Origin of the sequence: Rhizobium sp. BK312 (genome assembly GCF_014193605.1) — a bacterium.
Classification (GTDB): domain Bacteria; phylum Pseudomonadota; class Alphaproteobacteria; order Rhizobiales; family Rhizobiaceae; genus Rhizobium.
In genome coordinates, this window is sequence record NZ_JACHZP010000005.1 from 170,162 (window position 1) to 195,999 (window position 25,838).

The following is a 25,838-nucleotide window of genomic DNA, read 5'->3' on the forward strand; positions in this document are numbered from 1 at the left end:
GTCAGGCATCTCTCCGTTCTTCTGCAAAGGGGTCCGCCACCATCGGCCAGATATCCTTTCGCGCGCGGCGATAAGGCGTGCGCGCCGGATTGTTGGGATAAGGCGTTCCCGCGGAGCAGTAAAGGATCTGCGATGCGATCTTGGAGAAGGATGCGTAGAAGTGATTGGTCGATTTGATGACCAGGATCTTCTTCGTTCCGGGATCGATGCCCATGACGGAAAACAGGCTCGGATCGAAGCTCTGCGCGCGCGTCGAGTTCAAGATGATGTCGATACCGTCGAGCTGAATGTGCGCGGCATCGCCAAAAGGAGCGAAGCTCTCGCCGAAACGCATTTCGGCATTCGGGACGATACGAACAATCTTGACGAGACCGTCGATCGGATTACCCGTGCCCGGCGCGGATTTCGCACCGAAGCGCAGTGGAATTTCCGCACCTTCGCCGGCCGCCATGCAGATCTGAACGGCCATTGGGTCCCAGATCGTGCCGATCGCCGTATCGGTAGCGCCGCAGTCGAGCAGTTCCTGCAGGATGACCGTAGCATCACCTGCCGTGCCGCCGCCGGGATTATCCCAGAGATCGGCGATGACGACGGGACCCGAGGCCGCAGCCATCGCCTCGCTCACCGCCTGCTTCTCATCGATCTGCGGCATGATGAAGGTGCCGCGCTTCGAAAAGAGTTCCAGGCCAAGATCGCGGGCGATTGCAGAGCCTTTACCCGGCTTATTATCGGTGACGACGAGCAGCTTTGTGCCCATTTCGGGCACGTCGCCCGCCATGAAGCCGTGAATGACGGAGATGGACAGAATGTCCGCATCGCTCTTTTCCATCGTCATGATCTTGTCGACGAAGGAGCGCATGGGGTCGCGCGAGGTCGGAAACACATCGATCATGCGGCAGTCGAAGACGGACATGACCGGCTTGACCCGGCCTTCCAGCGTATCGATGGCGATCCGCCAGAGGTCCTCGGCGCGGTCGACGAAATCCGTATGCGGGAATTCCTTGAAATAGACGAAGAAATCAGCGGCGGCGAGACGCTTCGCCGTCAGATGGCTGTGGGGATCGAGCTCGGCGCACACCAGGATATCCGGGCCGACGATCTCGCGCACGCGCGACAGGAAATCACCTTCCGTATCCTCATAACCATCCGCAACCATGGCGCCGTGCAGCCCGAGAACCACGCCATCGACAGGCATCGCCGCGCGCAATTGCTCGAGAATTTCGTCGCGCAGTTCCTCATAGGTACGGCGATTGACAAGCCCGGCCGGATCGGCCCATGTGGCGGTGCCCTCGATCACCTCCCAGCCCTTTTCCGCCGCGATGCGACGACCGACGGTGATCGGCGCCGTACACAGCGTCGGCGTTTCCGGGTGCATGCCGGGAGGCGCATAGAGAGAGGCTTCGAAAGCGCGCCGATCAACGCAGATGGGGGAGAAGGTATTCGTCTCGGTCGCAAGGGCCGCGGTGAAAATGCGCAACGCTGTCGCCTCTATTCCATGGGATTCGGCAGGTAACCGGTAAAGCCGCAGATCTTCCAGTGTCCCTCATGCAGGCGGCAATAATAAAGTGTCTGCCACCTCAGAAGGTCGATGCCGCCGTCCGACTTCTTCAGGCTGCCGTCGAACTTCTTGCGCACCAGCGCCATATCGCCTTCGATTTCGATGTCTTCGAGCGTCGTGGTGGTGAAAATGGCCGTGCGCGGATCTTCCGCGAAAGATTGCGTGGCGAAGTCGCGCGCCTGGCGCAGCCATTCGTCACGATAGGCCGACAAGGTCGGGAAGGCGAGACGCCATTTATCAGGGCTGACCTCGCGCTTTCCGTCGATGCCAATGAAGCCTTCCTCGACGAAATCACCCGCGACTTTCGACCAGTCGGCGGCAAGAAAGGCATCGATGTCACGCGGAACGAGCATCTCCCAGATCGAATGCCTGGCGGTATCGCTGGCAGGGAAGGGATTCTTGAAAGGATCACGCATAGTATCCGCCGTCATTTAAATTCTTTTCATAATTTGCGATTTTCACTGGTCAAATTCTGCTTTCTATGGTCATTTGTCAACGTATCAAGAAAATAATTTGCATGAACCGCATGGCGGCCATCGCATGTCACGGTTCCGGCGAAATGGGAACGAATGACAAGCCCCATCTGTGCCCACGCCAGTCCACAGGCGCCGGCGGATTCGATAAGATTGAGATGGATCGCGTCGCTGACTACGTGTCAAACGTGGGTGAACCAGCGACAAAGGGGAGGCTGATGGATATCTTCACGACCATGCAGGACGAGAGGGGGCGGCTTTCGCAATCGGAAATCCGCATCGCCGATATCGTCCTCAATGATTTCGAATTCGCCGTCAATGCTTCCATCATCGAGCTGGCGGGCAAGGCGGATGTCTCGCCGCCGACGGTGACGCGCTTCTGCCGGCGTCTGGGCTGCGAGAGCTTTTCCGATTTCAAGGTGCAGCTCGCGCGTACCGCCTATGTGGGCATGCGCTATCTGAAGCCCGAGCCGAAGAGCATTGCCCCGGCCGACGTCGCACAAGACATTATTACCAAGGCGCAGAACGCACTCTTCCTGCTGCATCGCGGTCTGGACGTCGCGGCGATCGAACGGGCGGCAAACCGGCTTGCCGGCGCCGAGATGATCTATGCCTTCGGTTCCGGCGGCAATTCCTCGATGATTGCGACCGAGCTGCAGAACCGCCTGTTCCGGCTCGGTCTCCGCATTACCGCAAGCTCCGATCACAGCATGCAGCTGATGATGGCGGCTGCCGCCAAGCCGACGGACGTGTTGATCGGCTCGTCCTTCTCAGGCCGTAACGCCGAGCTGGTGCGCGCCTTCACGCTGGCGCGCGAAGCCAAGATTCCGACCATAGCGCTGACGCAGAGCAACAGCCCGGTCGCCCAGGCCGCGGAAATCACGTTGCCCGTCGATCTTCCGGAAGGTGACAATATCTATCGGCCGACATCGACCCGCATCGCCTATCTCGCCGTGGTGGACATTCTCGCCAGTCTGGTCGCCTATCGCATCCAGCCGCAGGCTACGGTGACGCTGCGCCGCATCAAGCAGCAGCTCGTCGCTCACCGCGACGGCGACGATCGCCAGCTGCTGGGGGACTAGAGCATGTCGCGCAAAAGTGTGCAGCGATTTTGCGACAACGACATGCGCAAAATCAAAGACCTAAAGCGCGGGAAGCGAATCTGAAAGATCGCGACGCGCTTTAGACTGGAGCTACCGGCAAACAACGGCAAGGGGCGGCAACCTCCGCTCGGGAACGAATTAGAGGAAACCATATGAGCAGATCTGTTGCCATCGTCACAGGGGCGGCCGGCGATATCGGCCGTGCCATCGCAAAACGCCTGGCAGATGACCATGACATCATCCTGCTCGTTGATATCGACGAGGCAGCAGTGCAGGCGGCGGCGCAGGCTCTCGGCCCTGCGGAACGTTTCATGCCATTCAAGGCGGATATCACCAGTGACGGCGATGTTGCCGCCATGGCCAAGGCGGCATCGGGATTGGGCGGATTGAGGACGCTGGTCAACAATGCCGGTGCTGCCCGCGCCGTCAGTCTTCATGATACGACGCCTGCCATATGGCGCGCCGACAATGCCCTTAATCTAGAGGCGGCTTTCCTCTGCTTCCGCGCCGTCGAGGACATGCTGAAGGCGTCGAAGGGGTCGGTCATCAATATCGCCTCCGTCAACGGCATGGCCGTCTTCGGCCATCCGGCCTATAGCGCCGCCAAGGCCGGGCTCCTGCATTTCACCCGGCTGGTTGCCGTCGAATACGGCAAGTTCGGCATCCGCTCGAATGCGGTCGCGCCCGGCACCGTTCGTACTCAGGCCTGGGAAGTCCGCGCTGCAGCCAATCCGAATGTCTTTGAAGAGGCGAAGCGCTGGTATGCGCTGCAGCGCGTCGTCGATCCCGTCGATGTCGCCAACGCCGTCTCGTTCCTCGCAAGCCCGCTCGCCGCGGCGATCACGGGCGTGTGCCTGCCTGTCGATTGCGGCCTGACGGCGGGGCAGGCGGAGCTCGCCCATACCTTCTCGCAATCCGAACATTACTGACGCACGCCGGCAAAGGGGAACATCATGCAGCCGTCCTCCTATCATCTCGAAAACACCTGGTCGCCCGAAGGCGGGAAGCATGGTCGATTGACACTGACCCTCTTCAATTTCTCGGATGCACCTCTTGAGAATTTCCGTCTCGCCTATACGACCCTGACGCGCCTCGTTGATCCCCAAGCCTGCGACAACGCCGTCTTCGTCCGCCGCAATGCCAATTTTCATGAGTTTGCGCCGCCGGCCGGCCTCTCCATCGCACCCGGAGGAAGCTGGACGTTCACCGTCTCGGCACTTCACCGTATAGCGCGCCATTGCACCGACGGCGCCAAATCCGCCTACGTGACGCTCGAAGACGGCACTCATGTCACCGTCTTCACTTCGGATCTGTTGCTCGCCGATCGCGTCAGCGAGCCGCCGCCGGTCCTGCTGCCGGGAGGCAGGCTGGAGCTTCCCTACGCGATCCAGCCGTGGCCGGCGGAGATCGACGTCAAGCCGGGAGAAGATTTTCCGGTTGCGCTCTACCCGGCCGAGGGTTCCGATGCCGCGAGCATCAAGGCACTGGCTGCGGCGCAGGCGCTCTTCCGCCGCCTCTTTCCGTCCAATCACATCCCCTTCAGCCTCATCGCCGCGCCACAGGGCAGGGCGCTGCGGTTTGTCGAACGGCCGGCACTGGCCCGGGAGGCCTATGAGCTTTCCTTCTCCGGCGATGAAGTGGTACTTTCCTTTTCTGCCGAGGCAGGCCGCCTCTACGGTCTGACGACGTTAGCGCAGCTTCTCGATGGCGCACGGCGCGAGCCCGGCAAGTTCCGCTTCCCCGTATCTGGCGTGATCGCCGATCGGCCGCGCTATGGCTGGCGTGGCTGCCATCTCGACGTCTCCCGGCAGTTCACGCCAAAGGACGACGTCCTGCGCCTGCTCGACATTCTCGCCTGGCTGAAGCTCAATATCTTCCACTGGCATCTGACCGATGACGAGGCCTGGCGGCTGGAGATCCGCGCCTATCCGCAGTTGACCACCACGGGCGTGCTGCGCGGGCCGGACGAGCCGCTGCTGCCGCAGCTTGGCAATGCAGCCGAGCCGGTCGGTGGCTTCTATTCGCAGGATGATGTTCGCGAGATCGTCGCCCACGCCACGGCGCTCGGCATCGAGGTGATCCCGGAAATCGACATTCCCGGCCACAGCACCGCCACCCTCGTCGCCCTGCCCGACCTGACGGACGGGCAGGAGGCTCCTGACAGCTATCATTCCGTTCAGGGCTTCCCGAACAATGCGCTGAACCCCGCCATTAAGCTGACCTACGAGTTTCTCGCCAAAGTTTTCGACGAAATGGTCGAGCTCTTTCCGTCCGAATATATCCATATCGGCGGCGACGAGGTCGCCAATGGTTCCTGGCTCGCTTCACCGCTCGCACGCAAGCTCATGGAGCAGGAGGGCATATCGGGGACATTCGCGCTGCAGTCCTATTTCCTCAAGCGCATCAAGGCCATGCTCACCGCCCGCGGGCGCAAGCTTGCCGGCTGGAATGAGGTCGCCCATGGCGGCGGCGTCGATCCGGAAGGCACTTTGCTCATGGCCTGGGAAAAGCCGGAGGTCGGCATCGATCTGGCGCGCGAAGGCTATGAAGTCGTGATGACCCCGGGCCAGGCCTATTATCTCGACATGGTGCAGGCCGATGCCTGGCAGGAACCCGGCGCGAGTTGGGCAGGCACGGTGCCGCCGGCCCATACCTATGCCTACGAGGCCGAGGGCGATTTCCCGGATGAGCTGAAGCACCTGATGAAGGGCGTGCAGGCCTGCATCTGGCAGGAGAATTTCATCTCCCGCGACTATTTCAACCGCCTCGTCTTCCCGCGCCTGCCGGCCATCGCCGAGGCAGCCTGGACGCCCAAGGCGCAGAAGGACTGGCTACGCTTTGCCGCCATCGTGCCGCTGAGCCCGAAGCTTTAGGGCATGTCGCGCAAAAGTGTGCAGCGGCTTTGCGACAACGACATGCGCAAAATGAAAGACCTAAAGCGCGGGAAGCGAATCTGAAAGATCGCGACGCGCGGCTCCGTCCTTCGATCACGCTCCAAGCCGCCGAAAGAGATTTTCGGCGGTTTTTTCGCGTCTGGGACGCTTTGAGGTGGTGCTGCGAGCGGTCGGCATGGGATTGCGGCCTGCAGATCAGCCGGCCCGCAGGTTCGCCATATCGGTCGGGAGGAAGCCCGCCCAGGCCATCACGGTCACAGCTGTGATGACGAGCAGATACCACATGGTGACGAAATCTCCGGCCAGCCGCCGGTTCAATGCGGCGAAGAGAAGAGCGACGCTGAAAGCAAGCCAGAGCAGATTGTAGACGTGGTCCATTTTGTTGTTCCCCTTATTCGTCTCACCTCCCTGCTTCAAAAGTTAACCAGTTGGAAGCGGGGAAGCTAGCGCCGTAATGGGATGGAGGTTTGCGCACAGCGCGAAGCGCAGGAGGAGTGATCGGCGCCGATGCATGGCAAGAGGCTTTCGGTGAGCGGGCCGGATCCGATGAGGCTCAAGAAAAACTGGCGGCAGATCCGCGGACGGGAACATCTCGCCGCCGCTGCCGTTATCGCCTCATGGCGTCAGCGAGGAGTTGATTTCATGCATTATTCTAGGACAGCGGCTGCATGGGACGGCACCGGATCGCTTCTGATTGCAGCATTGGTCGCGCTCAACATTGAGGAGGCGTGACGATGGAATATGGCGATTGGAACAATCCCGTCCTAGTCGATCTCGGTGGCGCAGGGCATTATGCGATCATAACCAATGCGCTCGATGCGGCGAACTGCATGAGCGAGGAATGGCCTGTTGTCAGCGGACCTGTTGTGGATGAGGCTGTGCTCGTATGCCTCGATGCCGTGCTTGGAATGGCCTCCGCCGAGGAATCGCGGAAGGCTTTTCTGGAGGCGGCGCAAGAGGCGGGGCTTAGCGTCAGACCGGATCTTGGAAGCCTTCACTAGATCGATATGTACCAGAGGGCGCGACGACGCGGCCAGGCCACCCACAGCGGGAGCGCTCAGATCATCCAAAAGATCAGGCTGAGAATCACGATCACGGCGAGGATGAAACCTATTATCCTCCCGAGCCCTTCATTGACGTTGCCGTTGCCGACGATCAGATCGTACCAGTCGCTCTTGTGATCCATCCAAAATCCCTCGAGGTTTGCTCTATTAGGTCGATCTATTCTTCGGTAGTCAATGATTTAAAGACGGCCTCAGAGCGGGCTGCCATAATGTTTCAAGACGAGAGGCGAACGCGCTTCCGGCGAACCGGAATGCGTATTGTAAGCATCTACTATGTCTTGAAATCTTTGAGAAATCCGCGTTTCTCAAAATGGAATGGTGCCCAGAAGAGGACTCGAACCTCCACACCCTTTCGGGTACCAGCACCTGAAGCTGGCGCGTCTACCAATTCCGCCATCTGGGCGACGGACACGCATGTAAGGGGGTGGCCGTCCGGTGTCAACAGGGTTTTTGAAGTTTTAGTGTCAATCGCGAAAAAAGCGGTTGAAGCCCGGGTCAAGCCCGGGCTGCGGCCCATGCGCTGATCAGGCCAAGTCCCTGTTCCAGCAGGGCCTTTGCCTCGTTTTCGCTCGACGCTTCCACATAGCAGCGCATTTCAGGCGCATTGCCGGAGGGGCGGAAATGGATGATTCGGTTATCCACAAGTGTCACTCGCAGGCCGTCGATGTCGCTCTTCGAGGCGACGGCGGCGACGGGCTTCAGGAAATCCGCGAGATTGGCATCGGAGGCGCGCAGATAGGCCATCAGCGCTGCGCTGGTTTCCACGGGGAAGTTCTCCAGACGGTCGGCGGCTGCAAAGGGCAGGCGGTAGCTACCGGCGACGGCCGAGAGCGGATTGCCTGCCTTGGCGGCGGCATAAAGCGTAGCGAGAATCGGCAGGAAGCTGTCGCGTGTCGGCAGCGGCTCGAAGGGTTTTCCCTCGACGGTGAAGCGGCTGGCTGTCAGCGTGCCGCCATTGGCCTCAAAGCCCATGACATTGGCTTTGCCTGCCGCAATGGCCTCGTCCATGCCGGCGATCACATAGGGGGAACCGACGCGGGTACGAGTGACGGCATAGGAGCCGGCGGCCTCAATGCCCGAATTGGAGGTAACAGGCGTAACGACCACTTGTGCACCGAGGAAATTTGCGGCGATGAGGCCGATCAGATCGCCGCGCAGCGGCTCGCCGGTTTCGTCCGCGACCAGCGGCCGATCGCCGTCGCCATCGGCGGAAACGATGGCATCCAGCCCGTGTTCCGGCGCCCAGGCTTTCATCAGGCGGATGGTCTCGGCTGAGACCGCTTCCGTATCCACCGGAATGAAGCTCTCGGAGCGGCCGAGCGGCACGACGCGGGCGCCGTAATGGGTTAGCACCTCACCGAAGAGATCACGCGCCACCGTGCTGTGCTGATAGACGCCGATGGTGAGGCCGGCGAGGCTGCCTGATGGCAGCAGGCCCTTGTTGCGCTCCAGGAACAGCGCCTCAGTCTCCGCCGTGCGGCTTTCCGCCTCGGCGGGGGTTTCGTCGAGTGGGGAATTCCCGATCGCAAGCGCCTCCTCGCTGATCGCCACCTCGTCGCGCTTGTCGATCTCGCCGTCCGGCCGGTAGAATTTGATGCCATTGCGGTCGGCTGGGATATGCGAGCCGGTGATCATCAGCGAGGCGGCCTTCAGTTGCAGGCCGTAAAGCGCCAGCGCCGGCGTCGGCAATGTGCCGCAGTCGATCGGCGTCAGGCCAGCCCGCTTCAGCGCACCGATGCAGGTGGCGGAGATCGCCGGGCTCGATTCGCGGAAATCGCGGCCGACGAGGATGAAATCGCCCGGTCTGGCATGGCCGTTTTTCAGCAGATGGCGGGCAAAGGCCGTCGCATAGAGCGCCGATGCCCGACCGGTGAGGTCTGCGGACAGGCCGCGAAGGCCGCTGGTGCCGAATTTCAAGCTGCTCACTGGCAATCTCCCTTGCAATGGTTGGGCTGTTATGGCGCAAGCGGCGGCAGCGATCAACTCATCGTGGGTCGAAGCGTTCCGGTTGCGGCAACACTGGTTTTGCCACTGTCAGACCCCAAATAAGGTGGAGACGCTGCGGCTGCTCATCGGTTCATGGCGTCCGGAACAGGAACTTGTCATGGCTATTTTTCATAGGATCGCGTTTGGCTGCGCTCTCACACTCGCCTCGCTGTCGCAGGCGGATTTCGTTGCCGCCGCCTCGGATTCTCGGAAACTCATCACTCCGCCGCGCACCAACACCGTCATCTGCGATTCCCGTGGCTGCTTTGGTTTCGGACAGCGGCAATTCTACACCCGGCCCGGCCAGCCGCTTCCCGTCACACCGCCCTATACCGGAGGCCTCAATCGCTATGACAGCCCGCGCGTTCATATCCTCCCGCGCGAAACCTCTGCACCGCCGCCAAGGGCACTCTATCCTTCGCCGGCCCAGAAGCTGAGGCAGCACCAGACTTGGTGTGCCGAGCGCTATCGCACCTATAATCCCGGCACCAACAGCTATACGACGATCAATAATGGAACCAAGCCCTGCCGTTCGCCCTTCGACTGATGCCTGAGCAGCAGAGCCTAGCTTTCCAGCGATCCGCGATCGGTATGGCCGAGATCGCGCTCGGGGTCGATGATATCCCGCACCCGCTGCTTCAACTCCTTCGGCCCGGGAAAGCCGCCGTCGCGCTTGCGCTCCCACAACAGCTCGCCGTCGATGCGGATTTCGAAGACGCCGCCGGTGCCGGGGATCAGCGCCACTTCGCCGAGACTGTCGGTAAAGGTCTGCAACAGCTCCTGCGCCATCCAGCCGGAGCGCAGCAACCAGTTGCATTGGGTGCAATAGAGAATGGTGATGCGGGGCTTGTCGCTCATCGTCCTGATCCTTCGTTGTTTGCTGAGGTTTAGGCTCAACTTTAGTCTGCTGCAAGCCAAAGCAATTCCAGGAAAAGTGCCATGCGGTTTCCGTTCGGAATTGCGCCAGGATTAGATGGCCGGAGTCGTTCGGCATTTCCGTGGAATGTTGACGCGCTCTGGCCACTTGCCTCTCCCGCCGCCTCATGCTCATCTCTGGTGGTAACATCGCTCGGGAATCAACGGTATGCGCGTCGCCATCATCGAGAATATGAAGAACACCCCGCTCGGCGCTCTCGGTATAGCGCTTGAGGAGGCCGGAGCCGAGCTCGACTGGTTTCGCCCTTGGAGCGGCGAGGCTTTGCCGAAGGAGACGTCGTCCTATGATGCGCTGGCCGTGCTCGGTGGCGAGCAGAGCGCCCGCGACGACGACACCCATCCCTATCTGCCGGAGCTGGCGAAGCTGATGCGTCGTTTCGAGGGTGAGGACAAGGCCGTGCTCGGCATCTGCCTCGGCAGCCAGATCCTGGCGCGCGCCTACGAGGCGGAAAATCTTCTCGGCACCGCCCATGAGTTCGGCTGGAAGACGGTCGGCCTTACGGAAGAGGGTAAGGCAGACCCACTGCTTGCCGATGTCGGAGATGAATTCACCATCTTCGAATGGCATGGCGACACCTTTACCTTGCCTGATGGAGCCACGCGCCTTGCCGCCAATGGCGTCACGCCGAACCAGGCCTTCCGCATCGGCCGCGCCACCTATGGCACGCAGTTCCACTTCGAAGCCAATGCCGCCGTAGTGGAGCGCTGGCGCGGCGAATTCAAGGACACCATCGAGCGCAAGGAGCCCGGCTGGCTGGAGCGGTATCCGGAGCTCGTCGCCAAGCATGCCGCGGCGGCGGAAACGGCAGGTCTCGCTATCGCTCGCGCCTGGGTGCGGACGATTAAGGTGCAAGCGGAGCTTCCGCAGGCGGCGGAGGCTTGAGGATCGCCGATGATCGGGCACATTCGATCAATCCGATGGCGACGTGCCCTATATCGGCAGTTTTGAAATAGGAGGAAATGACATCATGAGCACGCTGGAACTACCGAGCGAGGGCGGTTGCCGTTGCGGACAGGTGCGGTTGAAGATCAATGCCAAGCCGATACTCACCATGGCCTGCCACTGCACCGGCTGCCAGCGCATGACCGGCGGCCCCTATTCGCTGAGCGCCGCCATTCCCTCTCAGGGCTTCGAGGTGACGCAAGGCGAGCCCGTCATCGGCGGCTTGCACGGCGATGTCATCCATCACTATTTCTGCCCGCATTGCATGAGCTGGCTGTTCACGAAGCTCGAAGGGGTCGATTGGTTCGTCAACGTCCGCGCCACCATGCTTGATAACGTCAGCTGGTTCACGCCCTTCATCGAGACCTGGACGAGCGAAAAGCTGCCATGGGTGACGACGCCGGCTAAGCACAGCTACGCCGCACTGCCGGCGATGGAAGAGTATGAGGGTTTGACGAAGGAATATATGGAGCAGGGGTGAGGCTAAGCCTCACTCATCCCCCATCTTCAGCGCGGCGATAAACGCTTCCTGCGGGATTTCGACCTTGCCGAACTGCCGCATGCGCTTCTTGCCTTCCTTCTGCTTGTCGAGCAGCTTGCGCTTGCGGGTGGCATCGCCACCGTAGCACTTGGCGGTCACGTCCTTGCGCAGTGCCTTCACCGTCTCGCGCGCGATGATGCGCCCGCCGATGGCGGCCTGGATCGGGATCTGGAACATGTGCTGCGGGATCAGGTCCTTCAGCTTCTCGCACATGACGCGGCCGCGCTTCTCGGCGGCGGAGCGGTGCACGAGCATGGAGAGCGCATCGACCGGTTCGGCATTGACGAGGATCGACATCTTGACGAGATCGCTCTCGCGATAGTCGGTCAGGCTGTAGTCGAAGGAGGCATAGCCCTTGGAGATCGACTTCAGGCGGTCATAGAAGTCGAAGACGACTTCGTTGAGCGGCAGGTCGTAGGTGATCATGGCGCGGTTGCCGACATAGGTCAGCTCGGTCTGGATGCCGCGGCGGTCCTGGCAGAGCTTCAGGATCGAGCCGAGATAATCGTCCGGCGTCAGGATCGTCGCCTTGATCCACGGCTCGCGGAATTCGGAAATCTTGACGACGTCAGGCATGTCGGCCGGGTTGTGCAACTCGATCTCCGTGCCGTCGGTCATGGTGAGTTGGTAGACGACGGAAGGTGCCGTCGCGATCAGGTCGAGGTTGAATTCGCGCTCCAGGCGCTCCTGGATGATTTCCAGGTGCAGCAGGCCGAGGAAGCCGCAGCGGAAGCCGAAGCCGAGAGCGGCAGACGATTCCATCTCGAAGGAGAAGCTGGCATCGTTGAGGCGCAGCTTGCCCATGGCCGAGCGCAGGTCTTCGAAATCAGCGGCATCGACCGGGAAGAGGCCGCAGAACACGACAGGCTGCGCCGGCTTGAAGCCCGGAAGGGCCTCGGCGGTCGGGCGCTTGTCCTCGGTGATGGTATCGCCGACGCGAGTGTCGGCCACTTCCTTGATCGAGGCGGTGATGAAGCCGATCTCGCCAGGGCCGAGGCTGTCGACGGCGACCATCTTCGGCGTGAGAACGCCGACGCGCTCGATCTGGTACTTCGCGTCCGTGCCCATCATGCGGATGGTCTGGCCCTTGGTCAGCGTGCCATCGATGATGCGCACGAGAACCATGACGCCGAGATAGGTGTCGTACCAGCTGTCGACCAGCAGCGCCTTCAGCGGTGCCTTTTCGCCGCCCGGGCTCTTCGGCGCCGGCAGCTTGTGGACGATGGCTTCGAGCACGTCGGGAATGCCGAGGCCGGTCTTCGCCGAGATCAAAACGGCGTCGGAGGCATCGATGCCGATGACCTCTTCGATCTGATCCTTGATGCGGTCGGGCTCGGCGGCCGGCAGGTCGATCTTGTTGAGGACGGTGACGAGCTCGTGATTATTGTCGATCGCCTGATAGACGTTGGCGAGCGTCTGCGCCTCAACACCCTGAGAGGCGTCGACAACAAGCAGCGATCCCTCGCAGGCCGACAGCGAGCGCGAGACTTCATAGGCGAAGTCGACGTGTCCGGGCGTGTCGATCAGATTGAGGATATAGGTCTCGCCATTGTTCGCCTTGTAGTGCAGGCGCACCGTCTGGGCCTTGATGGTGATGCCGCGCTCGCGCTCGATCTCCATATTGTCCAGCACCTGCTCCGACATCTCGCGTTCGGCAAGGCCGCCCGTCGTCTGAATCAGGCGGTCGGCCAGCGTCGATTTGCCATGGTCGATATGGGCCACGATCGAGAAGTTGCGGATGTGCGAAAGCGGAGTGGTGGAATTGGTGCTCATGCGCGCCATATAGCAGCGCCGCCCCGCGCCGCAAAGCGGAAAAGCAGGGTTTTGGTGGCTATCTTCACGTTATGTTAGCCTTTCCGGCCCCGCCACAAGGGAGCGCCGACGCGCACTTGATTCCATCATAAGAACGTGTATTTCTCATATAATAGAATTTCGAGATGAGAGACACAGAGAATGGCGGTTGATGATCTGGAAATGGCGATTGGCGCGCGTATCAAGGAGCTGCGCATCGCCCGCGGCCTGACGCTGGATGAACTCGCCAATGCCTCGGCCGTCAGCCGTGCCATGATCTCGCGCATCGAGCGGGCGGAGGCGAGCCCGACGGCCTCGCTGCTGTCGCGGCTTTGCGCAGCGCTTGGCCTTTCGCTCTCGGCCTTCTTTGCCGAGGAGGGCGAGGAGGTGTCGCCGCTTTCCCGCCATGCGCAGCAGGCGATCTGGCGCGACCCCGGAACCGGCTATGTCAGACGCGCCGTCTCGCCGCCGGCAACGGGTTCGAAGGTCGATGTTGTCGAGGTCATCTTCCCCGCCGGCGCGCGCGTTATCTTCCCGCCGAATACGGCAAGCGCCGGCATGACCCAGCATGTCTGGCTGTTCGAGGGCGAGATGGAGGTGACGCATCGCGATGTCGCCCATCATCTCATGCCCGGCGATTGTCTCTTCATGGGCGTCGGCGACGGCCACGCCTTCCACAATCCCGGCGAGGTGCCGGCGCGCTACAGCGTCATCCTCGATCGCGGCCGTTCATAACACCCAAGGATCTCTTCATGCCTGATATTCGTCTTCTCTCCGCCGCCGAAGCTCGTGCTGCTCTGCCGGATCTTTGCGATGTGCTCGCCGATTGCGTCAACGGCGGCGCTTCCGTCGGCTTCATGCAGCCTTATGGGGCAGCCGACGCATTGCCGTATTGGCAGGGCGTGGCCGACAGCGTCGAAAGTGGCGCGACACTGCTTTTCGCCGTCGCAATTGAGAGCAGGGTTGTCGGCACAGTACAGGTGGGCGCGGCGCAAATGCCGAACCAGCCGCATCGCGGAGATCTCAAAAAACTGCTGGTGCACCGCTCTGCGCGAGGCAAGGGGCTTGCTCGGCTGTTGATGGAAGCGGCGGAGCGCGAAGCCGCGCGTATCGGCAAGACCTTGCTGGTGCTCGACACGGCGACGGGCAGCGACGCCGAAGCCATCTACCCCCGCCTCGGCTGGGAGCGCGTCGGCGTCATCCCCGATTACGCCTTGTGGCCGCAGGGCGGGTTGTGCGACACGACCATCTTCTACAAGCGGATTTCCCTGTGATTTCAGCGCGAAAAGGCCGCGAGCGCATCTTCCAGCTTCGAGCCTGGCGCCCAATGCATTGCTTTCCAGCCGAATTGCCGGGCGGCTTCGATATTGGCGGGGTAATCGTCGATGAAGGCGATGTCGCCGGGCGCGATGCCGACGCGCTCGGTCGCCAGCTGGAAGAACTCCGGCGCCGGCTTCTGGTAACCCAGCATCGCGGAATAGAAAATGCCGTCGAAATAGTCGGAGAGCCTGAGATTCTCCATCAGATAGGCGGCGCGCATATGCTCCTGATTGGTGGCGAGGAACATCTTCGTTCCCCCGGCCCTCAGTGCGGCGAGGTCCTCGAGCAGGCCGTGGTCGAGGCGAGAGTCATTCTCGAACCAGTAGTCGATCAGGGTTCGGGCGCTAACGTGGGGCGCAATCTTCCCGAGAACCTCAGCAAGCCTCGGCTCCAGCGCATCGCGGCCGGTGACGATGTCAGGCCAACAGGTTTTGAAGAATGCCTCTTGCAGCGCCCCAAGCCGCAAGCCGAGATCGCGCTCCAGATAGGTGAACAGCGGCAGTCCGTCACCCGGGCGGCCATGCACCAGCACGCCGTCGACATCGACCATCAGGAGTTTCATGCCGCCGCCTCCAATTCCTCGAACGTGGGCGGAAGGTGCAGTTGTTTGCAGCAGCATTCAAGGCCACATCCCGCTCTTTTTTCCGGGGCGCGATGCATGTAAGCCTTCGTGTCATCTGCAGAACAATGCCGGCGATGGAGGAGGGGACGATGCGCGTCATTTATTCGGAGGATCACAAGCTGAGGGATGCCAAGACCGAGCTGCATGACGGCCAGCTCGTCACGCCCTTCGAAGCGCCCTTCCGCGCCGAATGGATCCTGGCCGCCGTGAAGGAAGCCGGCTTTACCGATGTGGTTGCGCCTGATGCTCATGGATTGGAGTCGGCGCGCAAGGTGCATGATCCGGCCTATCTCGATTTTCTCGGTGTGGTCTGGGAGCGCTGGGTCGCCGCTGGTTACAAGGGCGAAGCGATCGCCAACTCCTTTCCCGTCAGGCGCACCAGCCAACGCGTGCCTAACAATATCGTCGGCATGATCGGCCATTATGCCAATGCTGCCGATACCTCCATCACCAAAGGCTCCTATGAGGCTGCGCTCGCGTCCATGCGCTGCGCCCTGACCGGCGCCGATTGGCTGCACGCCGGCCATCGCTTTGCCTTTGCGCTCTGCCGCCCGCCCGGCCATCACGCTGGCATCGATCTCTTCGGCGGTTATTGCTTCATCAACAATGCCGGCGTCGCGGCGCAGCGCCTACGTGATCATGGCGCCGCCAAGGTTGCCGTGCTTGATGTCGATTTCCATCACGGCAACGGCACGCAGGACATATTCTACCGGCGCGGCGATGTTTTCACAGCGTCGCTCCATGGCGATCCCATCCATGCCTTTCCCTATTTCCTTGGTCATGCCGACGAGAAGGGTGAGGGCAATGGGTTGGGCGCCAACCGCAATTACCCTATGCCGCGCGGCACGCCATGGGAAGTCTGGTCGGCGGCGCTCGACGATGGGCTCGCCCGCATCAAGCTATTCGGCGCGGAGGCGATCGTGCTGTCGCTCGGCGTCGATACGTTCGAGCGCGATCCGATTTCCTTCTTCAAGCTGACCTCGCAGGATTTCGTCCGCATGGGTGAGCGCATCGCGGCCGCCGGGCTGCCCGTCCTCGTCTGCATGGAGGGCGGTTATGGCGTGCCCGAAATCGGCCTCAACGTTGCAAATGTGCTGAAGGGTCTCGAGGCTTGAGATGCTTGCATCAAACTGCCTGATTGCAGGATGAAAAGTTTGAATTTGTCAGCATAAGTCTAAGCTTCTAAAAGCCTCGCCGGATGGGAGAGGTTATGGAACAGAAGCTTGTCGAGAGTGGCACGGATGGCGGCGCGGCCTTGATGCCGCATCCGGATGTTGCGCCATCGACCGGTGGCGTTGCCGCCGGCGTGCTGATGTGCGTCATGTCCATGTCGTCAATCCAGTTCGGCTCGGCACTGTCCTCCCCGATCATCCATGCCTATGGGCCGGCGGGCGCGACCTGGCTGCGGCTCGTCTTCGCCTCCATCGCGCTGGCAATCATCGTCCGGCCCAAGATCATGAGCTACAGCCGCTCGCAATGGCTCGGCGTGCTGGCGCTCGGCACCGTATCGGCGCTGATGACGACTTCCTTCTTTTCGGCAATCGCGCGCATTCCCTTGGGCCTTGCCGTCGCTATCGAATTTCTCGGGCCGCTGCTGGTCGCGACCCTCGGCTTCGGGCTCAGCCGCCAGCTTCTCTGGCCGATCCTTGCGGCAATCGGCGTTCTGCTGCTGGCCTATGATGGCGAAGAGTGGGTCGGCAATCTTCCCGGCATCCTCTTTGCCATCGGTGCCGGAGCGGGATGGGCCTGCTACATTCTTTTGACGAAGAAGGTCGGCAATGCCTTTGAGGGACTCGAGGGTCTTTCCATGTCCCTGCTGATCGCCGCGGTCGTCTCCACGCCCTTCGGCTATGCCTCTGCGGTCCCTAATCTGACGGCCTTCGGCCTTCTTGAAATAGCCGGCTTGGCGTTGCTCGTGCCGCTGCTGCCCTATGTGCTGGAAATGGTGGCGCTTAAACGCATGCCGACATCTTCCTTCGGCATCCTCATGAGCCTCGAACCCGCCATCGGCGCTGTCGCCGGTTTTGTCATTCTGTCGCAACCGATGACGGCGTCTCAGATGTTCGGCACCGCGCTCGTGGTTTCCGCGAGTATCGGGGCGACCGTTTTCGCCACGAAAGCCTGAGACTGGTGGGCGTAAGCCGTCGTCGCTTTGAGTTTGGTCCCGGCAACTCTCCGTCAATCCGGGGCTTGAAGCCTGGCGATCTGGGGTGCAACGATTGCGATGAACAGTCCTGGATCGCCGAAAGCTCTCGCCGAGAGCATTGCCCCATGAACCGAGGCCATCAGGATTTGCGCCTCTTCCTCGGGTTGCTTGTCCAGCTGGAAGAAGCCATTCTCGGTTCCAGCCCGCAGCACCGACGCAAGCCATCCGGCAAGGCTATGAAAATGGCCACGTACCTGGGATGCGACATCCTCCGGCAGCATCTGCATCTCGCTGGCGAGCATCGCACAGACGCAGAAGGGCAGCGAGGCGTCCCGAATGCATGAGTGCCAGTAGCTCACATAGGCCTGCAGCTGTTCCGCAGGGCTCGAGATCCCCTCGCGCAAAGACTTCAGACCCGTTTCCGTCTGCTGCCTGTAACGGCCCACGAGCACCGAAACCAGTTCGGCCTTTGTCGGAAAGTGATGGTGGATGCTTGCCTTCCGGATACCGATCGCGGCGGAGATGTCGGCATAGCTGAAGCCGTTGTAGCCTCCGGCCACGATAAGAGACTGCGCGATGTCGAGAATTTTTTCTGAAGTCGAAGCTATTGATTTCATGTCGCTGCCTACCTTTTAGTAGGCGAATTGTCAAGATAGCCACACCACTTCCGGCTCTCACGAAATGGTGTTCGAGCCAATGTTGACTCGACAAATTTCTCTTCCTACTAGTAGGTAGAGAAATACAAGGAGCCTTCCGATGCAAAGCCGCATTTCACCCCAGCCCAACTGGCTGCAGTCCTACTATTTTACACGTGCCCTGTTCTCGATCGCCTGGATTGCAGCCGCGATCCTCCTCAGTGCAAAACCGCCATCCGTCGCGTTTCTGCTGGTTATCTATCCTGTGTGGGATGCCCTGGCCAATCTGGTCGACGCCCGGGTTAACGGCGGCCTGAAGGTCAATCCGTCCCAAACGTTAAATGTTTTCGTCAGCATCATCACGGCGCTCGCCGTTGTGGTAGCCACCGACAATAGCACCTATGCCGTTCTGGCCGTGTTTGGGGGTTGGGCGATCCTCTCGGGCCTGCTGCAACTCTACACCGGCGTAAGGCGCTGGCGTATCTATGGCGCTCAATGGGTAATGATCTTGAGCGGTGCGCAGTCGGCGCTTGCCGGCGGTTTCATGCTCAGTCGATCCCTCGGCACCGTCGCGCCGACAATTCTGGATATCGTTCCCTATGCGGCATTCGGAGCCTTCTACTTCCTGCTTTCTGCAATCTGGCTTGCGGTCGCAGCTTATCGCAAAGCACATGCATAGGTGCTGCCTGATCTGGCGGCGGCGGGTTTGAAGCGGCTTGCCGCCGTCAAGAGAATCGTATCGATCACTAATGCCGCAGTTGATGCCGACGAAGTTCTGAACTTCATCGATCGCGTGCCCGTCGGCATCTGCTGTCGAATTCCGTATTTTCGCGGGCCTGCCTTAAGCCGTCGTCCTCGCGGGATCGTCCAGCGCAGGATTATAGAAGAGCGAGAGCGTCAGGCTCTTGGCGATGCGTTCGGCTGTCGCCATGAACCAGGTTTTGGCCTCCGCCGAAGGTGCGATGTCGCCAAGCGTTTCGGAGAAAAGCGCCAGCCACTCAGGAAAGAGATCGGCGCTCATTCCTCCGACGCCGAGATGCGCCTGCACCGGTTTACCGCCATAGGCGCCATTCTTGAAGGCGACGGAGGACCAGAAGCGTTTCATCTTCTCCATGTGATCCGGCCAGCGTCCGGCAAGGCGTCCCTCGAAGACTGGCCCGAGCCGGGGATGTGACTGAACGCGTCCATAAAATGTATCGACCAGCCTGTCGATGAAGGTAGCATCGATGCCTATGCGCGCCATTTCCGCCTCGGCTTTCTCGCGAATGCCGGCGAGGTGAGCTGCGCGGGCCTGTAGTTCCTGTTCCATAATAGTCTCCTGGCTCGGGCTAGGCGTCGTCGCAAGCCGCATCTGTCTCCATCTATGTAAGTAATTTGCCGGCTAGGCCAAGCGTCATCGGAATGTTGCGGCAATCTGTCAAACCATCTCGCGATTGCTGATGTTGTCGCGATAAACCGTGAATTCTTCGGCGCGCAGCCCAGACGGCGACACATCCGCGCTTGACCAGCGCAATCACTGACTTTAGATTTAGAATAATTCTAAAGTCATGAGGTTGCCCCCGATGCTGCTCGGCCTGTTTCGCCCGTCCAAACGTCCTTTCACCTCGCTTTCCGAACAGGAGATCCTCGCGATCGCCATTGCGGCGGAAGAGGATGATTCCCGCATCTATCTTGCCTATGCCGATACGCTCCGTCCGCACTATCCTGAGTCCGCCAAGGTTTTCGAGGATATGGCCGAGGTCGAGGACAGCCATCGCAAGACGCTGATAGATATGCATCGCCGCCGCTTTGGCGAGCGTATCCCGCTGATCCGGCGCGAGCATGTGCATGGCTTTTACGAGCGCAAGCCGGATTGGCTGCGCAAGAACCTCTCCCTCGATGCCATGCGCAACGAAGCCGAGGCGATGGAGCAGCAGGCCTATAATTTCTATGTCGAGGCGGCCAAGCAGGTCTCCGATGCCTCGACACGCCAGCTTCTCGGCGATCTTGCGCTTGCCGAGCAGGGCCACGAAGACGTCGCCCGCATGCTGGGCGAGAAGCATACGCCGGAAGAGGTCAAGCACGAGGAGGATGCACAGGCACGCCGCCAGTTCGTGCTGACCTACGTGCAGCCGGGTCTCGCCGGGCTGATGGACGGTTCCGTCTCGACGCTCGCACCGATCTTCGCCGCCGCCTTTGCCACGCAGCAGACATGGCAGACCTTTCTTGTCGGCCTGTCGGCGTCGGTCGGTGCCGGCATTTCGATGGGTTTCACCGAGGCGGCCCATGACGACGGCAAGATCTCCGGCCGCGGTTCGCCGATCAAGCGCGGCCTTGCCTGCGGCATCATGACGGCGCTTGGCGGCCTCGGGCATGCCTTGCCCTATCTCATTCCGCATTTCTGGACCGCGACGATTACTGCGGCCGTGGTTGTTTTCTTCGAGCTCTGGGCCATCGCCTTCATCCAGAACAAGTATATGGAAACGCCGTTTCTGCGGGCTGCTTTCCAGGTCGTCCTCGGCGGCTCGCTTGTGCTGGGTGCCGGCATTCTGATCGGAAATGGGTGAGGTAGGGCGAGGACATTCTCAGATCACGAAATGTTAAAAGTCGGAACGCCTTCCACTGCCATTGGTTAGCAATACGAGGCCGCTCTTGGCCTCGTATGCAAACCAAAGGAGATAATCCAATGGCAAACCAAGGTGGAACTCACGAGCAGCATGTGAAGGCTGGCCAACAGAGCCACAAGAATATGGACAACGGCAATACGAGGAATGCTTCGTCCAGCGGCTCCCGCGAGCAGCACTCTGGCGGCTCGCGCGGCGGCACGCACGAGCAACACGTCAAGGCAGGCCAGCAGAGCCATAAAAACAGCTGACGTTCGTGGTGATGACCAATTCGCCCTTGCATGAAAGTAAGGCGCGTTTTCATACATGATGAAAAAACGAAAGGCCGGTCCGAGGGGCCGGCCTATCTGCGTTTAACAGTTTGGCTTTCTTACTTGACGGCGCCGACGAGGACGTCGTTGCCGTTCTCGATGGTTACCCAGCGGCCGGCATTGAAGCTCGCTTGGCGCTTCAGGTACGAATAGGGGGTCTGGTTCCAGACCTTGATCTCGTCTTCGAGATTGTCGAGGATGAAATCGCCCTGCTTGGTGCGCAGCGTCAGCACCGCATGTCCCTCGCCATCGGGCTTGCGTACGACCGTCATCAGCAGATTGGATGCGGAAATGCCGCTCTGCATCAGCATTCTGCGCTTCAGAAGGGCAAAATCCTCGCAGTCACCGGCCGTTTTCGGATATTCCCAATATTCTTCCTGCCCGTAGACTTCCATGTCTGTCGCCGGATGGATGGTCTTGTTGACGCGCAGGTTGACCTGATTGACCAGCGCCCAGGCGGCGGCGTTCATGTCGACAGGGCCGATATTGCGGGTCGGGCCGCACTCGTCGGTATGTCTCTGACAAAAGTCGTAGTGCCCGATCGGCTGGGAGGTCACGTTGCCGACGGTCATCGAAGCGCCCTGCTGAGGTGCTGGCATCGCCGCCGACGACATCGCAACTATAGCAGCGAAGGCAATCAACAAGCCCTTTATACGCACGCCCACTATCCTTGTATCGTCCCTGCATTTGTTAACAAATTGTTAATGTAGGGGGGTGCGCGAAGTCAATCGTTACTTAAGTGTTAACGCGGGAACCGGCTCATATGGTTAATTTCGGCACAATCAAGGGAATAGTTGCCATAATCCTCTGCTGCCTGTGATTATGCGGGCGCGCGCATGCGGCAGCGGCCAAAGGAGGCCGCGCACTAAGAGGCCTGCAGGTATCTGCTTGTTTTTACGGTGTGTTATGCAGCGCCAATGTCTCGGCCACAGCGAGCATGCGCTCCAGATCCTGCGGCCGCGACAGGCGGTGATCGCCATCGCGCACAAGTGTTAACACCACATCGTCGGCCGGCAGGTGCTCGACCAGCTTTAACGAATGCGAAAAAGGCACGTCGGCATCCTCCATGCCCTGCAATATATGCACAGGGCAGCCGGTCTCGATGATGCCGGTGAGCACGCGATTGGCGCGGCCGTCCTCGATGAGCGCGCGGGTGAAGATATTCGGCTCGGGGCTATATTCCGAAGGCTCGTCAAAATAGCCGCGCTCTGCCAGTGAGCGCCGCTCGACGTCGGAAAGATTGGGTTCGATGAGGTCGATGGTGAAATCGGGCGCGGGCGCGATCAGCACGAGGCCTGCAATAGTGGGTGCTTTCTTGCGCTTGCGCAGTTCCTGGATGGCCCTGAGCGCGATCCAGCCGCCCATCGAGGAGCCGACGAGAACGATCTTCTTCGGCTTGGTATGGTCGATGACGGCAAGTGTCTCTTCCAGCCAGCGCGAAATCGTGCCGTTGGTAAACTTGCCGCCGGATTGGCCGTGACCGGAATAGTCGAAGCGGATGCAGCCGATACCGAGCCGCGCGGCCAGCGCATCCAGTTCCAGTGCCTTGGTTCCGCTCATATCGGATCGATAGCCGGACAACCAGACGAAGCTGACATTCCTGTCGCCCTTACCGGCTGCGCGCTGAATGACGGCGATTTGGCGCTCGCTGTCGCCCGTGCCAACGGGAAGAAAGATCGGTCGGATGGTTGCGGTCTCGGACATGGAAAGCTCCCGGATTTTCTGCCCTATAAAACAGATTCGCGCTCGCGTGACCTAAAAAATCCTCGATCTTTTGGCTGGGCTCTCTATATAAATGCGCAGGATACTGTGTCCTTCGCGCATCTCGCGCTTCCGCGACACTCTATTGACACGCGGGAGGTGCTTTTTTCCTGCTGTCATGCTATTGACTTCAACACAGCTTTTACGACATTTCCGTCAGTTGCGCCGACGGGGAGCGAGAGGCTGCAGCTATCCGAAACAATTCGTGGAGAATACGACCATTCGCAGACCCTTTAAAACCGATGCGCCCGTAAAGGACGGGCCACGTTCCAACAGGGAAATTCGCGTTCCCAAAGTTCAGCTCATTACAGCTGACGGCCAGAATTTGGGCGTTGTGCCGATCGACCAAGCATTGAGAATGGCAGAGGAGGCCGGTCTCGATCTGGTGGAAATTTCCCCCAATGCTGATGCGCCTGTGTGCAAGATCCTCGACCTGGGCAAGCTGAAATATGCCAACCAGAAGAAGGCCGCCGAAGCGCGCAAGAAGCAGAAGATCGTCGAAGTCAAAGAAATCAAGATGCGTCCCAACATCGACACCCATGATTATGAGGTGAAGATGAAGGCGATCGGCCGTTTCTTTGAGGAAGGCGACAAGGTGAAGGTGACCTTGAAGTTCCGTGGCCGCGAAATGGCCCACCAGGAACTCGGTATGAAGCTTCTTCAGCAGGTCAAGGAAGATACGCTCGAGATCGCCAAGGTGGAGGCCGAGCCCAAGCTCGAAGGCCGCCAGATGATGATGGTGCTTGCGCCCAAGTGAGGCGCAAGTCGGAGTAGAGAGGCCGGAGCCGTCCTTTGGACGGCTTTTTCCTTTTGTGCGGCATGGGCCATGCCTGTCATCGATCTGCAAAGATTCCCGCATTGGCACCGTTGCACTCGAAGGCAAGTGCGGTTATAAGCGCGCGTCCGAACTGACCGGCAGGGCATGCCGTGGCAGTTCAGAATGCTGGTGGAGCGGTTCGTCACCGTATCCGCCGTTCAACAACAAACGCTCCGGCACCTTGTTGCAGCCCGGTCAGTTCCGGATCTGTGGGAAGGGCTTTTAAGCAAAGCATGCCAGGAAGCATCGAAGGAGTAGCAAAATGCCCAAGATGAAGACGAAGTCCTCTGCCAAGAAGCGGTTCAAGATCACCGCATCCGGCAAGGTCAAGGCAGCCGCTGCTGGCAAGCGCCACGGCATGATCAAGCGTAGCAACAAGTTCATTCGCGATGCCCGCGGCACCATGGTTCTCGCAGAACCGGATGGCCGTAAGGTTATCAAGAACTACTTGCCGAACGGTCTCTAAGACTATTCGTAACGCTATAGACTAAGGAGATCATGAAATGGCACGCGTAAAAAGAGGCGTTACCGCCCACGCCAAGCACAAGAAGGTTCTGAAGGCAGCCAAGGGCTTCTACGGCCGTCGCAAGAACACCATCCGTACCGCCAAGGCCGCCGTCGATCGTGCAAAGCAGTACGCTTATCGCGACCGCAAGGTTAACAAGCGCAACTTCCGCGCCCTCTGGATCCAGCGCATCAACGCTGCCGTCCGCGAGCATGGCCTGACTTATGGCCGCTTCATCGACGGCCTGACCAAGGCTGGCATCGAAGTTGACCGCAAGGTTCTTTCCGACATGGCAATCCATGAGCAGGAAGCTTTCGGCGCGCTCGTCGTCGCTTCGAAGAAGGCACTTGAATACCTCAAGGAAGCCGGCACGAAGAACGAGTTCGAAGCAGCCGTTAACTAACGCTGCCTCGCACGTCTTTCGTAAATTCATTATGAAACCCGCGCTGGCGAAACCGGCGCGGGTTTTGTGTTTTGCAGCATATGCTTTTCCATCGTGTCAGGCTGTCTTGTTGGGCGAGGCTCGAAAATGGGTCGCGCGTCGGGCGACAAATACCAAGGACCGTATTCTTGGCGTGTTTTTGTCATTTGCCCGGTTGATTGGCCGCTTCCACATGGGTAGTGATCTGCAGCGCCTCATCGTTGCCACAAGCAGTCTGATGTGGGCGTTCATCCATTATTCCGCGGAATGAGCGGCGTTCCAAGCCCGCCGCCCGCAAGGCAGGATCAGATGACGGAACTCGTAACACTCGAAACCCAACTCATGGCCGAGGTGGCTGCGGCGAACGACGAGCAGGCGATCGAGGCGGTCAGGGTTGCCGCGCTCGGCAAGAAGGGGTCGGTTTCGGAACTGCTGAAGACACTGGGCTCTATGTCGCCGGAAGAACGGCAGACACGCGGCGCAGCGATCAACGCGCTGAAGAACGCCGTCACCGACGCGATCAACGCCCGCAAGAGCGAGCTGCGCGATGCGGCGATCGAGGCGAAGCTGAAGGCCGAGACCGTCGATGTCAGCCTGCCGGTCCGCTCCTCGCCGACTGAGCGCGGTCGAATCCATCCGATCAGCCAGATCGTCGACGAAATCACGGCCATTTTCGGCGATATGGGCTTCTCGATCGCTGAGGGCCCCGATGTCGAGACCGATTATTATAACTTCACGGCGCTCAACTTCCCGGAAGGGCATCCGGCCCGCGAGATGCACGACACCTTCTTCTTCCAGCCGGACGAGAAGGGTGAGCGCAAGGTGCTGCGCACGCACACCTCGCCGGTGCAGATCCGCACCATGGAAGCGCAGAAGCCGCCGATCCGCATCATCATTCCCGGCAAGACCTACCGCCAGGATAGCGACGCCACGCACTCGCCGATGTTCCATCAGGTGGAAGGCCTCGTCATCGACAAGACGGCGAACGTCGCCAATATCCGCTGGGTGCTGGAAGAATTCTGCAAGACCTTCTTCGAGGTCGATAATGTGACGATGCGCTTCCGCCCGTCCTTCTTCCCGTTCACGGAACCCTCTTTCGAAGTCGATATCCAGTGCGACCGCTCCGGCCCGATCATCAAGTTCGGCGAAGGCACCGACTGGATGGAAATCCTCGGCTGCGGCATGGTGCATCCGAACGTACTGCGTTACGGCGGCCTCGATCCGGACGAGTATCAGGGCTTTGCCTGGGGCATGGGCCTCGACCGCATTGCCATGCTGAAATACGGCATGCCCGACCTGCGCGACTTCTTCAACGCCGACGTCCGCTGGATGAACCACTATGGCTTCCGCCCGCTCGATATGCCGACTTTGTTCGGCGGTCTGAGCGCGTAAGGAAGGGATAAAGCAC

The 25,838-nt window shown here is 60.3% G+C and carries 32 protein-coding genes and 1 tRNA gene; 20 read left to right on the forward strand and 13 right to left on the reverse strand.

All coding sequences use genetic code 11. The annotated features are described in order from the left end of the window. Position 1: 1 nt before the first annotated feature. Positions 2–1,477, reverse strand: coding sequence for a M81 family metallopeptidase (locus FHT85_RS15670; protein ID WP_112409733.1), 1,476 nt, complete (start codon positions 1,475–1,477; stop codon positions 2–4). Between the two features lie 11 nt (positions 1,478–1,488). Further along, on the reverse strand, positions 1,489–1,974 hold the full coding sequence (locus FHT85_RS15675; protein WP_112336860.1) for a hypothetical protein: 486 nt from the start codon (positions 1,972–1,974) through the stop codon (positions 1,489–1,491). 275 nt (positions 1,975–2,249) lie between these two features. Between FHT85_RS15675 and FHT85_RS15680 the strand changes: the two genes are divergently transcribed. From FHT85_RS15680 to FHT85_RS15690, 3 genes are all read left to right on the forward strand, one after another. After that, positions 2,250–3,113, forward strand: coding sequence for a MurR/RpiR family transcriptional regulator (locus tag FHT85_RS15680; protein ID WP_015338456.1), 864 nt, complete (start codon positions 2,250–2,252; stop codon positions 3,111–3,113). A gap of 173 nt (positions 3,114–3,286) precedes the next feature. Next, entirely contained in the window at positions 3,287–4,063 is a 777-nt protein-coding gene (locus FHT85_RS15685; protein WP_112409734.1) for an SDR family oxidoreductase, read from the forward strand. Positions 4,064–4,087: 24 nt separating this feature from the next. After that, on the forward strand, positions 4,088–6,007 hold the full coding sequence (locus tag FHT85_RS15690; RefSeq protein WP_112409735.1) for a beta-N-acetylhexosaminidase: 1,920 nt from the start codon (positions 4,088–4,090) through the stop codon (positions 6,005–6,007). Positions 6,008–6,223: 216 nt separating this feature from the next. Here FHT85_RS15690 and FHT85_RS15695 read toward each other — a convergent pair whose 3' ends face one another. Next, complete coding sequence (locus tag FHT85_RS15695; RefSeq protein WP_112409736.1) at positions 6,224–6,406, reverse strand: hypothetical protein; 183 nt, start codon at positions 6,404–6,406, stop codon at positions 6,224–6,226. 150 nt (positions 6,407–6,556) lie between these two features. On the opposite strand from FHT85_RS15695, the gene FHT85_RS15700 reads away from it, so the two are divergent. Beyond that, positions 6,557–6,760 carry a hypothetical protein gene (locus FHT85_RS15700; protein WP_162709560.1) on the forward strand — a complete coding sequence of 68 codons (204 nt, stop codon included), beginning with the start codon at positions 6,557–6,559 and terminating at the stop codon, positions 6,758–6,760. Between the two features lie 2 nt (positions 6,761–6,762). Beyond that, on the forward strand, positions 6,763–7,029 hold the full coding sequence (locus FHT85_RS15705; protein WP_112409738.1) for a DUF982 domain-containing protein: 267 nt from the start codon (positions 6,763–6,765) through the stop codon (positions 7,027–7,029). Positions 7,030–7,085: 56 nt separating this feature from the next. On the opposite strand, the gene FHT85_RS30825 is transcribed toward FHT85_RS15705, so the two are convergent. The 3 genes from FHT85_RS30825 to FHT85_RS15715 form a co-directional block, all read right to left on the reverse strand. Next, entirely contained in the window at positions 7,086–7,214 is a 129-nt protein-coding gene (locus tag FHT85_RS30825) for a hypothetical protein (protein WP_015338462.1), read from the reverse strand. A gap of 194 nt (positions 7,215–7,408) precedes the next feature. After that, positions 7,409–7,495 (reverse strand) — tRNA-Leu (locus tag FHT85_RS15710). A 92-nt stretch (positions 7,496–7,587) separates the two neighbouring features. Beyond that, a complete protein-coding gene (locus FHT85_RS15715; protein WP_183774204.1) occupies positions 7,588–9,009 on the reverse strand; it encodes a phosphomannomutase in 1,422 nt (473 codons plus the stop codon). A gap of 187 nt (positions 9,010–9,196) precedes the next feature. On the opposite strand from FHT85_RS15715, the gene FHT85_RS15720 reads away from it, so the two are divergent. Next, entirely contained in the window at positions 9,197–9,625 is a 429-nt protein-coding gene (locus FHT85_RS15720) for a BA14K family protein (protein ID WP_112409892.1), read from the forward strand. 17 nt (positions 9,626–9,642) lie between these two features. Here FHT85_RS15720 and FHT85_RS15725 read toward each other — a convergent pair whose 3' ends face one another. Beyond that, entirely contained in the window at positions 9,643–9,936 is a 294-nt protein-coding gene (locus FHT85_RS15725; RefSeq protein WP_015338465.1) for a SelT/SelW/SelH family protein, read from the reverse strand. Positions 9,937–10,162: 226 nt separating this feature from the next. Between FHT85_RS15725 and FHT85_RS15730 the strand changes: the two genes are divergently transcribed. Together FHT85_RS15730 and FHT85_RS15735 are read left to right on the forward strand one after the other, a co-directional pair. Then, complete coding sequence (locus tag FHT85_RS15730) at positions 10,163–10,897, forward strand: type 1 glutamine amidotransferase (RefSeq protein WP_112409740.1); 735 nt, start codon at positions 10,163–10,165, stop codon at positions 10,895–10,897. A gap of 85 nt (positions 10,898–10,982) precedes the next feature. Further along, positions 10,983–11,438: a GFA family protein gene (locus FHT85_RS15735; RefSeq protein WP_112409741.1), complete on the forward strand. Its 456-nt coding sequence runs from the start codon at positions 10,983–10,985 to the stop codon at positions 11,436–11,438. 9 nt (positions 11,439–11,447) lie between these two features. Here the strand turns inward: FHT85_RS15735 and lepA are convergent, their stop codons facing one another. Continuing rightward, complete coding sequence (gene lepA, locus FHT85_RS15740; protein ID WP_112336797.1) at positions 11,448–13,280, reverse strand: translation elongation factor 4; 1,833 nt, start codon at positions 13,278–13,280, stop codon at positions 11,448–11,450. A 171-nt stretch (positions 13,281–13,451) separates the two neighbouring features. Between lepA and FHT85_RS15745 the strand changes: the two genes are divergently transcribed. Together FHT85_RS15745 and FHT85_RS15750 are read left to right on the forward strand one after the other, a co-directional pair. Next, entirely contained in the window at positions 13,452–14,024 is a 573-nt protein-coding gene (locus FHT85_RS15745; protein WP_112409742.1) for a helix-turn-helix domain-containing protein, read from the forward strand. A 17-nt stretch (positions 14,025–14,041) separates the two neighbouring features. Then, positions 14,042–14,563 (forward strand): GNAT family N-acetyltransferase, encoded by a 522-nt coding sequence (locus FHT85_RS15750; RefSeq protein ID WP_112409743.1) that lies wholly within the window; start codon positions 14,042–14,044, stop codon positions 14,561–14,563. A gap of 2 nt (positions 14,564–14,565) precedes the next feature. Here FHT85_RS15750 and FHT85_RS15755 read toward each other — a convergent pair whose 3' ends face one another. Further along, positions 14,566–15,171: an HAD-IA family hydrolase gene (locus FHT85_RS15755; RefSeq protein WP_112409744.1), complete on the reverse strand. Its 606-nt coding sequence runs from the start codon at positions 15,169–15,171 to the stop codon at positions 14,566–14,568. A gap of 149 nt (positions 15,172–15,320) precedes the next feature. Here FHT85_RS15755 and FHT85_RS15760 point away from each other — a divergent pair, with 149 nt between their 5' ends. Both FHT85_RS15760 and FHT85_RS15765 read left to right on the forward strand, forming a co-directional pair. Then, positions 15,321–16,346, forward strand: coding sequence for a histone deacetylase family protein (locus tag FHT85_RS15760; protein WP_112409893.1), 1,026 nt, complete (start codon positions 15,321–15,323; stop codon positions 16,344–16,346). 95 nt (positions 16,347–16,441) lie between these two features. Further along, positions 16,442–17,356, forward strand: a complete 915-nt coding sequence (locus FHT85_RS15765; protein ID WP_183774184.1) for an EamA family transporter — start codon at positions 16,442–16,444, stop codon at positions 17,354–17,356. Between the two features lie 53 nt (positions 17,357–17,409). Here the strand turns inward: FHT85_RS15765 and FHT85_RS15770 are convergent, their stop codons facing one another. Further along, positions 17,410–17,994, reverse strand: coding sequence for a TetR/AcrR family transcriptional regulator (locus FHT85_RS15770; RefSeq protein ID WP_112336791.1), 585 nt, complete (start codon positions 17,992–17,994; stop codon positions 17,410–17,412). 139 nt (positions 17,995–18,133) lie between these two features. Between FHT85_RS15770 and FHT85_RS15775 the strand changes: the two genes are divergently transcribed. Then, positions 18,134–18,691, forward strand: coding sequence for a DUF308 domain-containing protein (locus FHT85_RS15775; RefSeq protein ID WP_112409745.1), 558 nt, complete (start codon positions 18,134–18,136; stop codon positions 18,689–18,691). Between the two features lie 162 nt (positions 18,692–18,853). On the opposite strand, the gene FHT85_RS15780 is transcribed toward FHT85_RS15775, so the two are convergent. Continuing rightward, positions 18,854–19,321, reverse strand: a complete 468-nt coding sequence (locus FHT85_RS15780; RefSeq protein ID WP_112409746.1) for a group III truncated hemoglobin — start codon at positions 19,319–19,321, stop codon at positions 18,854–18,856. Positions 19,322–19,574: 253 nt separating this feature from the next. On the opposite strand from FHT85_RS15780, the gene mbfA reads away from it, so the two are divergent. Both mbfA and FHT85_RS15790 read left to right on the forward strand, forming a co-directional pair. Next, positions 19,575–20,558: an iron exporter MbfA gene (gene mbfA, locus FHT85_RS15785; protein WP_015338476.1), complete on the forward strand. Its 984-nt coding sequence runs from the start codon at positions 19,575–19,577 to the stop codon at positions 20,556–20,558. 119 nt (positions 20,559–20,677) lie between these two features. Next, complete coding sequence (locus tag FHT85_RS15790) at positions 20,678–20,866, forward strand: hypothetical protein (RefSeq protein WP_112336788.1); 189 nt, start codon at positions 20,678–20,680, stop codon at positions 20,864–20,866. Between the two features lie 119 nt (positions 20,867–20,985). On the opposite strand, the gene FHT85_RS15795 is transcribed toward FHT85_RS15790, so the two are convergent. Next, positions 20,986–21,585 carry a transglutaminase-like cysteine peptidase gene (locus tag FHT85_RS15795; protein ID WP_015338478.1) on the reverse strand — a complete coding sequence of 200 codons (600 nt, stop codon included), beginning with the start codon at positions 21,583–21,585 and terminating at the stop codon, positions 20,986–20,988. Positions 21,586–21,820: 235 nt separating this feature from the next. Then, the gene (locus FHT85_RS15800) at positions 21,821–22,630 is read right to left on the reverse strand and encodes an alpha/beta hydrolase (protein WP_112336787.1); all 810 of its coding nucleotides are present in this window, start codon (positions 22,628–22,630) and stop codon (positions 21,821–21,823) included. A gap of 277 nt (positions 22,631–22,907) precedes the next feature. On the opposite strand from FHT85_RS15800, the gene infC reads away from it, so the two are divergent. From infC to pheS, 5 genes are all read left to right on the forward strand, one after another. After that, positions 22,908–23,444, forward strand: a complete 537-nt coding sequence (gene infC, locus FHT85_RS15805; protein ID WP_181476247.1) for a translation initiation factor IF-3 — start codon at positions 22,908–22,910, stop codon at positions 23,442–23,444. Positions 23,445–23,766: 322 nt separating this feature from the next. Then, complete coding sequence (gene rpmI / locus FHT85_RS15810; RefSeq protein WP_012759782.1) at positions 23,767–23,970, forward strand: 50S ribosomal protein L35; 204 nt, start codon at positions 23,767–23,769, stop codon at positions 23,968–23,970. Between the two features lie 37 nt (positions 23,971–24,007). Continuing rightward, entirely contained in the window at positions 24,008–24,412 is a 405-nt protein-coding gene (rplT, locus tag FHT85_RS15815; RefSeq protein WP_112336785.1) for a 50S ribosomal protein L20, read from the forward strand. 31 nt (positions 24,413–24,443) lie between these two features. After that, positions 24,444–24,701 carry a hypothetical protein gene (locus FHT85_RS15820; RefSeq protein ID WP_246780006.1) on the forward strand — a complete coding sequence of 86 codons (258 nt, stop codon included), beginning with the start codon at positions 24,444–24,446 and terminating at the stop codon, positions 24,699–24,701. Between the two features lie 38 nt (positions 24,702–24,739). After that, complete coding sequence (pheS, locus tag FHT85_RS15825) at positions 24,740–25,822, forward strand: phenylalanine--tRNA ligase subunit alpha (protein WP_112409747.1); 1,083 nt, start codon at positions 24,740–24,742, stop codon at positions 25,820–25,822. The last annotated feature ends 16 nt before the right edge of the window (positions 25,823–25,838 follow it).

Coding starts and splice junctions, on each gene's coding strand:
- FHT85_RS15675 (WP_112336860.1), bottom strand. CDS start 1,974: ATGCGTGATCCTTTCAAGAATCCCTTCCCTGCCAGCGATACCGCCAGG.
- FHT85_RS15680 (WP_015338456.1), top strand. CDS start 2,250: ATGGATATCTTCACGACCATGCAGGACGAGAGGGGGCGGCTTTCGCAA.
- FHT85_RS15685 (WP_112409734.1), top strand. CDS start 3,287: ATGAGCAGATCTGTTGCCATCGTCACAGGGGCGGCCGGCGATATCGGC.
- FHT85_RS15690 (WP_112409735.1), top strand. CDS start 4,088: ATGCAGCCGTCCTCCTATCATCTCGAAAACACCTGGTCGCCCGAAGGC.
- FHT85_RS15695 (WP_112409736.1), bottom strand. CDS start 6,406: ATGGACCACGTCTACAATCTGCTCTGGCTTGCTTTCAGCGTCGCTCTT.
- FHT85_RS15705 (WP_112409738.1), top strand. CDS start 6,763: ATGGAATATGGCGATTGGAACAATCCCGTCCTAGTCGATCTCGGTGGC.
- FHT85_RS30825 (WP_015338462.1), bottom strand. CDS start 7,214: ATGGATCACAAGAGCGACTGGTACGATCTGATCGTCGGCAACGGCAAC.
- FHT85_RS15720 (WP_112409892.1), top strand. CDS start 9,197: ATGGCTATTTTTCATAGGATCGCGTTTGGCTGCGCTCTCACACTCGCC.
- FHT85_RS15725 (WP_015338465.1), bottom strand. CDS start 9,936: ATGAGCGACAAGCCCCGCATCACCATTCTCTATTGCACCCAATGCAAC.
- FHT85_RS15730 (WP_112409740.1), top strand. CDS start 10,163: ATGCGCGTCGCCATCATCGAGAATATGAAGAACACCCCGCTCGGCGCT.
- FHT85_RS15735 (WP_112409741.1), top strand. CDS start 10,983: ATGAGCACGCTGGAACTACCGAGCGAGGGCGGTTGCCGTTGCGGACAG.
- lepA (WP_112336797.1), bottom strand. CDS start 13,280: ATGGCGCGCATGAGCACCAATTCCACCACTCCGCTTTCGCACATCCGC.
- FHT85_RS15745 (WP_112409742.1), top strand. CDS start 13,452: ATGGCGGTTGATGATCTGGAAATGGCGATTGGCGCGCGTATCAAGGAG.
- FHT85_RS15750 (WP_112409743.1), top strand. CDS start 14,042: ATGCCTGATATTCGTCTTCTCTCCGCCGCCGAAGCTCGTGCTGCTCTG.
- FHT85_RS15755 (WP_112409744.1), bottom strand. CDS start 15,171: ATGAAACTCCTGATGGTCGATGTCGACGGCGTGCTGGTGCATGGCCGC.
- FHT85_RS15760 (WP_112409893.1), top strand. CDS start 15,321: ATGCGCGTCATTTATTCGGAGGATCACAAGCTGAGGGATGCCAAGACC.
- FHT85_RS15765 (WP_183774184.1), top strand. CDS start 16,442: ATGGAACAGAAGCTTGTCGAGAGTGGCACGGATGGCGGCGCGGCCTTG.
- FHT85_RS15770 (WP_112336791.1), bottom strand. CDS start 17,994: ATGAAATCAATAGCTTCGACTTCAGAAAAAATTCTCGACATCGCGCAG.
- FHT85_RS15775 (WP_112409745.1), top strand. CDS start 18,134: ATGCAAAGCCGCATTTCACCCCAGCCCAACTGGCTGCAGTCCTACTAT.
- FHT85_RS15780 (WP_112409746.1), bottom strand. CDS start 19,321: ATGGAACAGGAACTACAGGCCCGCGCAGCTCACCTCGCCGGCATTCGC.
- mbfA (WP_015338476.1), top strand. CDS start 19,575: ATGCTGCTCGGCCTGTTTCGCCCGTCCAAACGTCCTTTCACCTCGCTT.
- FHT85_RS15790 (WP_112336788.1), top strand. CDS start 20,678: ATGGCAAACCAAGGTGGAACTCACGAGCAGCATGTGAAGGCTGGCCAA.
- FHT85_RS15800 (WP_112336787.1), bottom strand. CDS start 22,630: ATGTCCGAGACCGCAACCATCCGACCGATCTTTCTTCCCGTTGGCACG.
- rpmI (WP_012759782.1), top strand. CDS start 23,767: ATGCCCAAGATGAAGACGAAGTCCTCTGCCAAGAAGCGGTTCAAGATC.
- rplT (WP_112336785.1), top strand. CDS start 24,008: ATGGCACGCGTAAAAAGAGGCGTTACCGCCCACGCCAAGCACAAGAAG.
- FHT85_RS15820 (WP_246780006.1), top strand. CDS start 24,444: ATGAAACCCGCGCTGGCGAAACCGGCGCGGGTTTTGTGTTTTGCAGCA.
- pheS (WP_112409747.1), top strand. CDS start 24,740: ATGACGGAACTCGTAACACTCGAAACCCAACTCATGGCCGAGGTGGCT.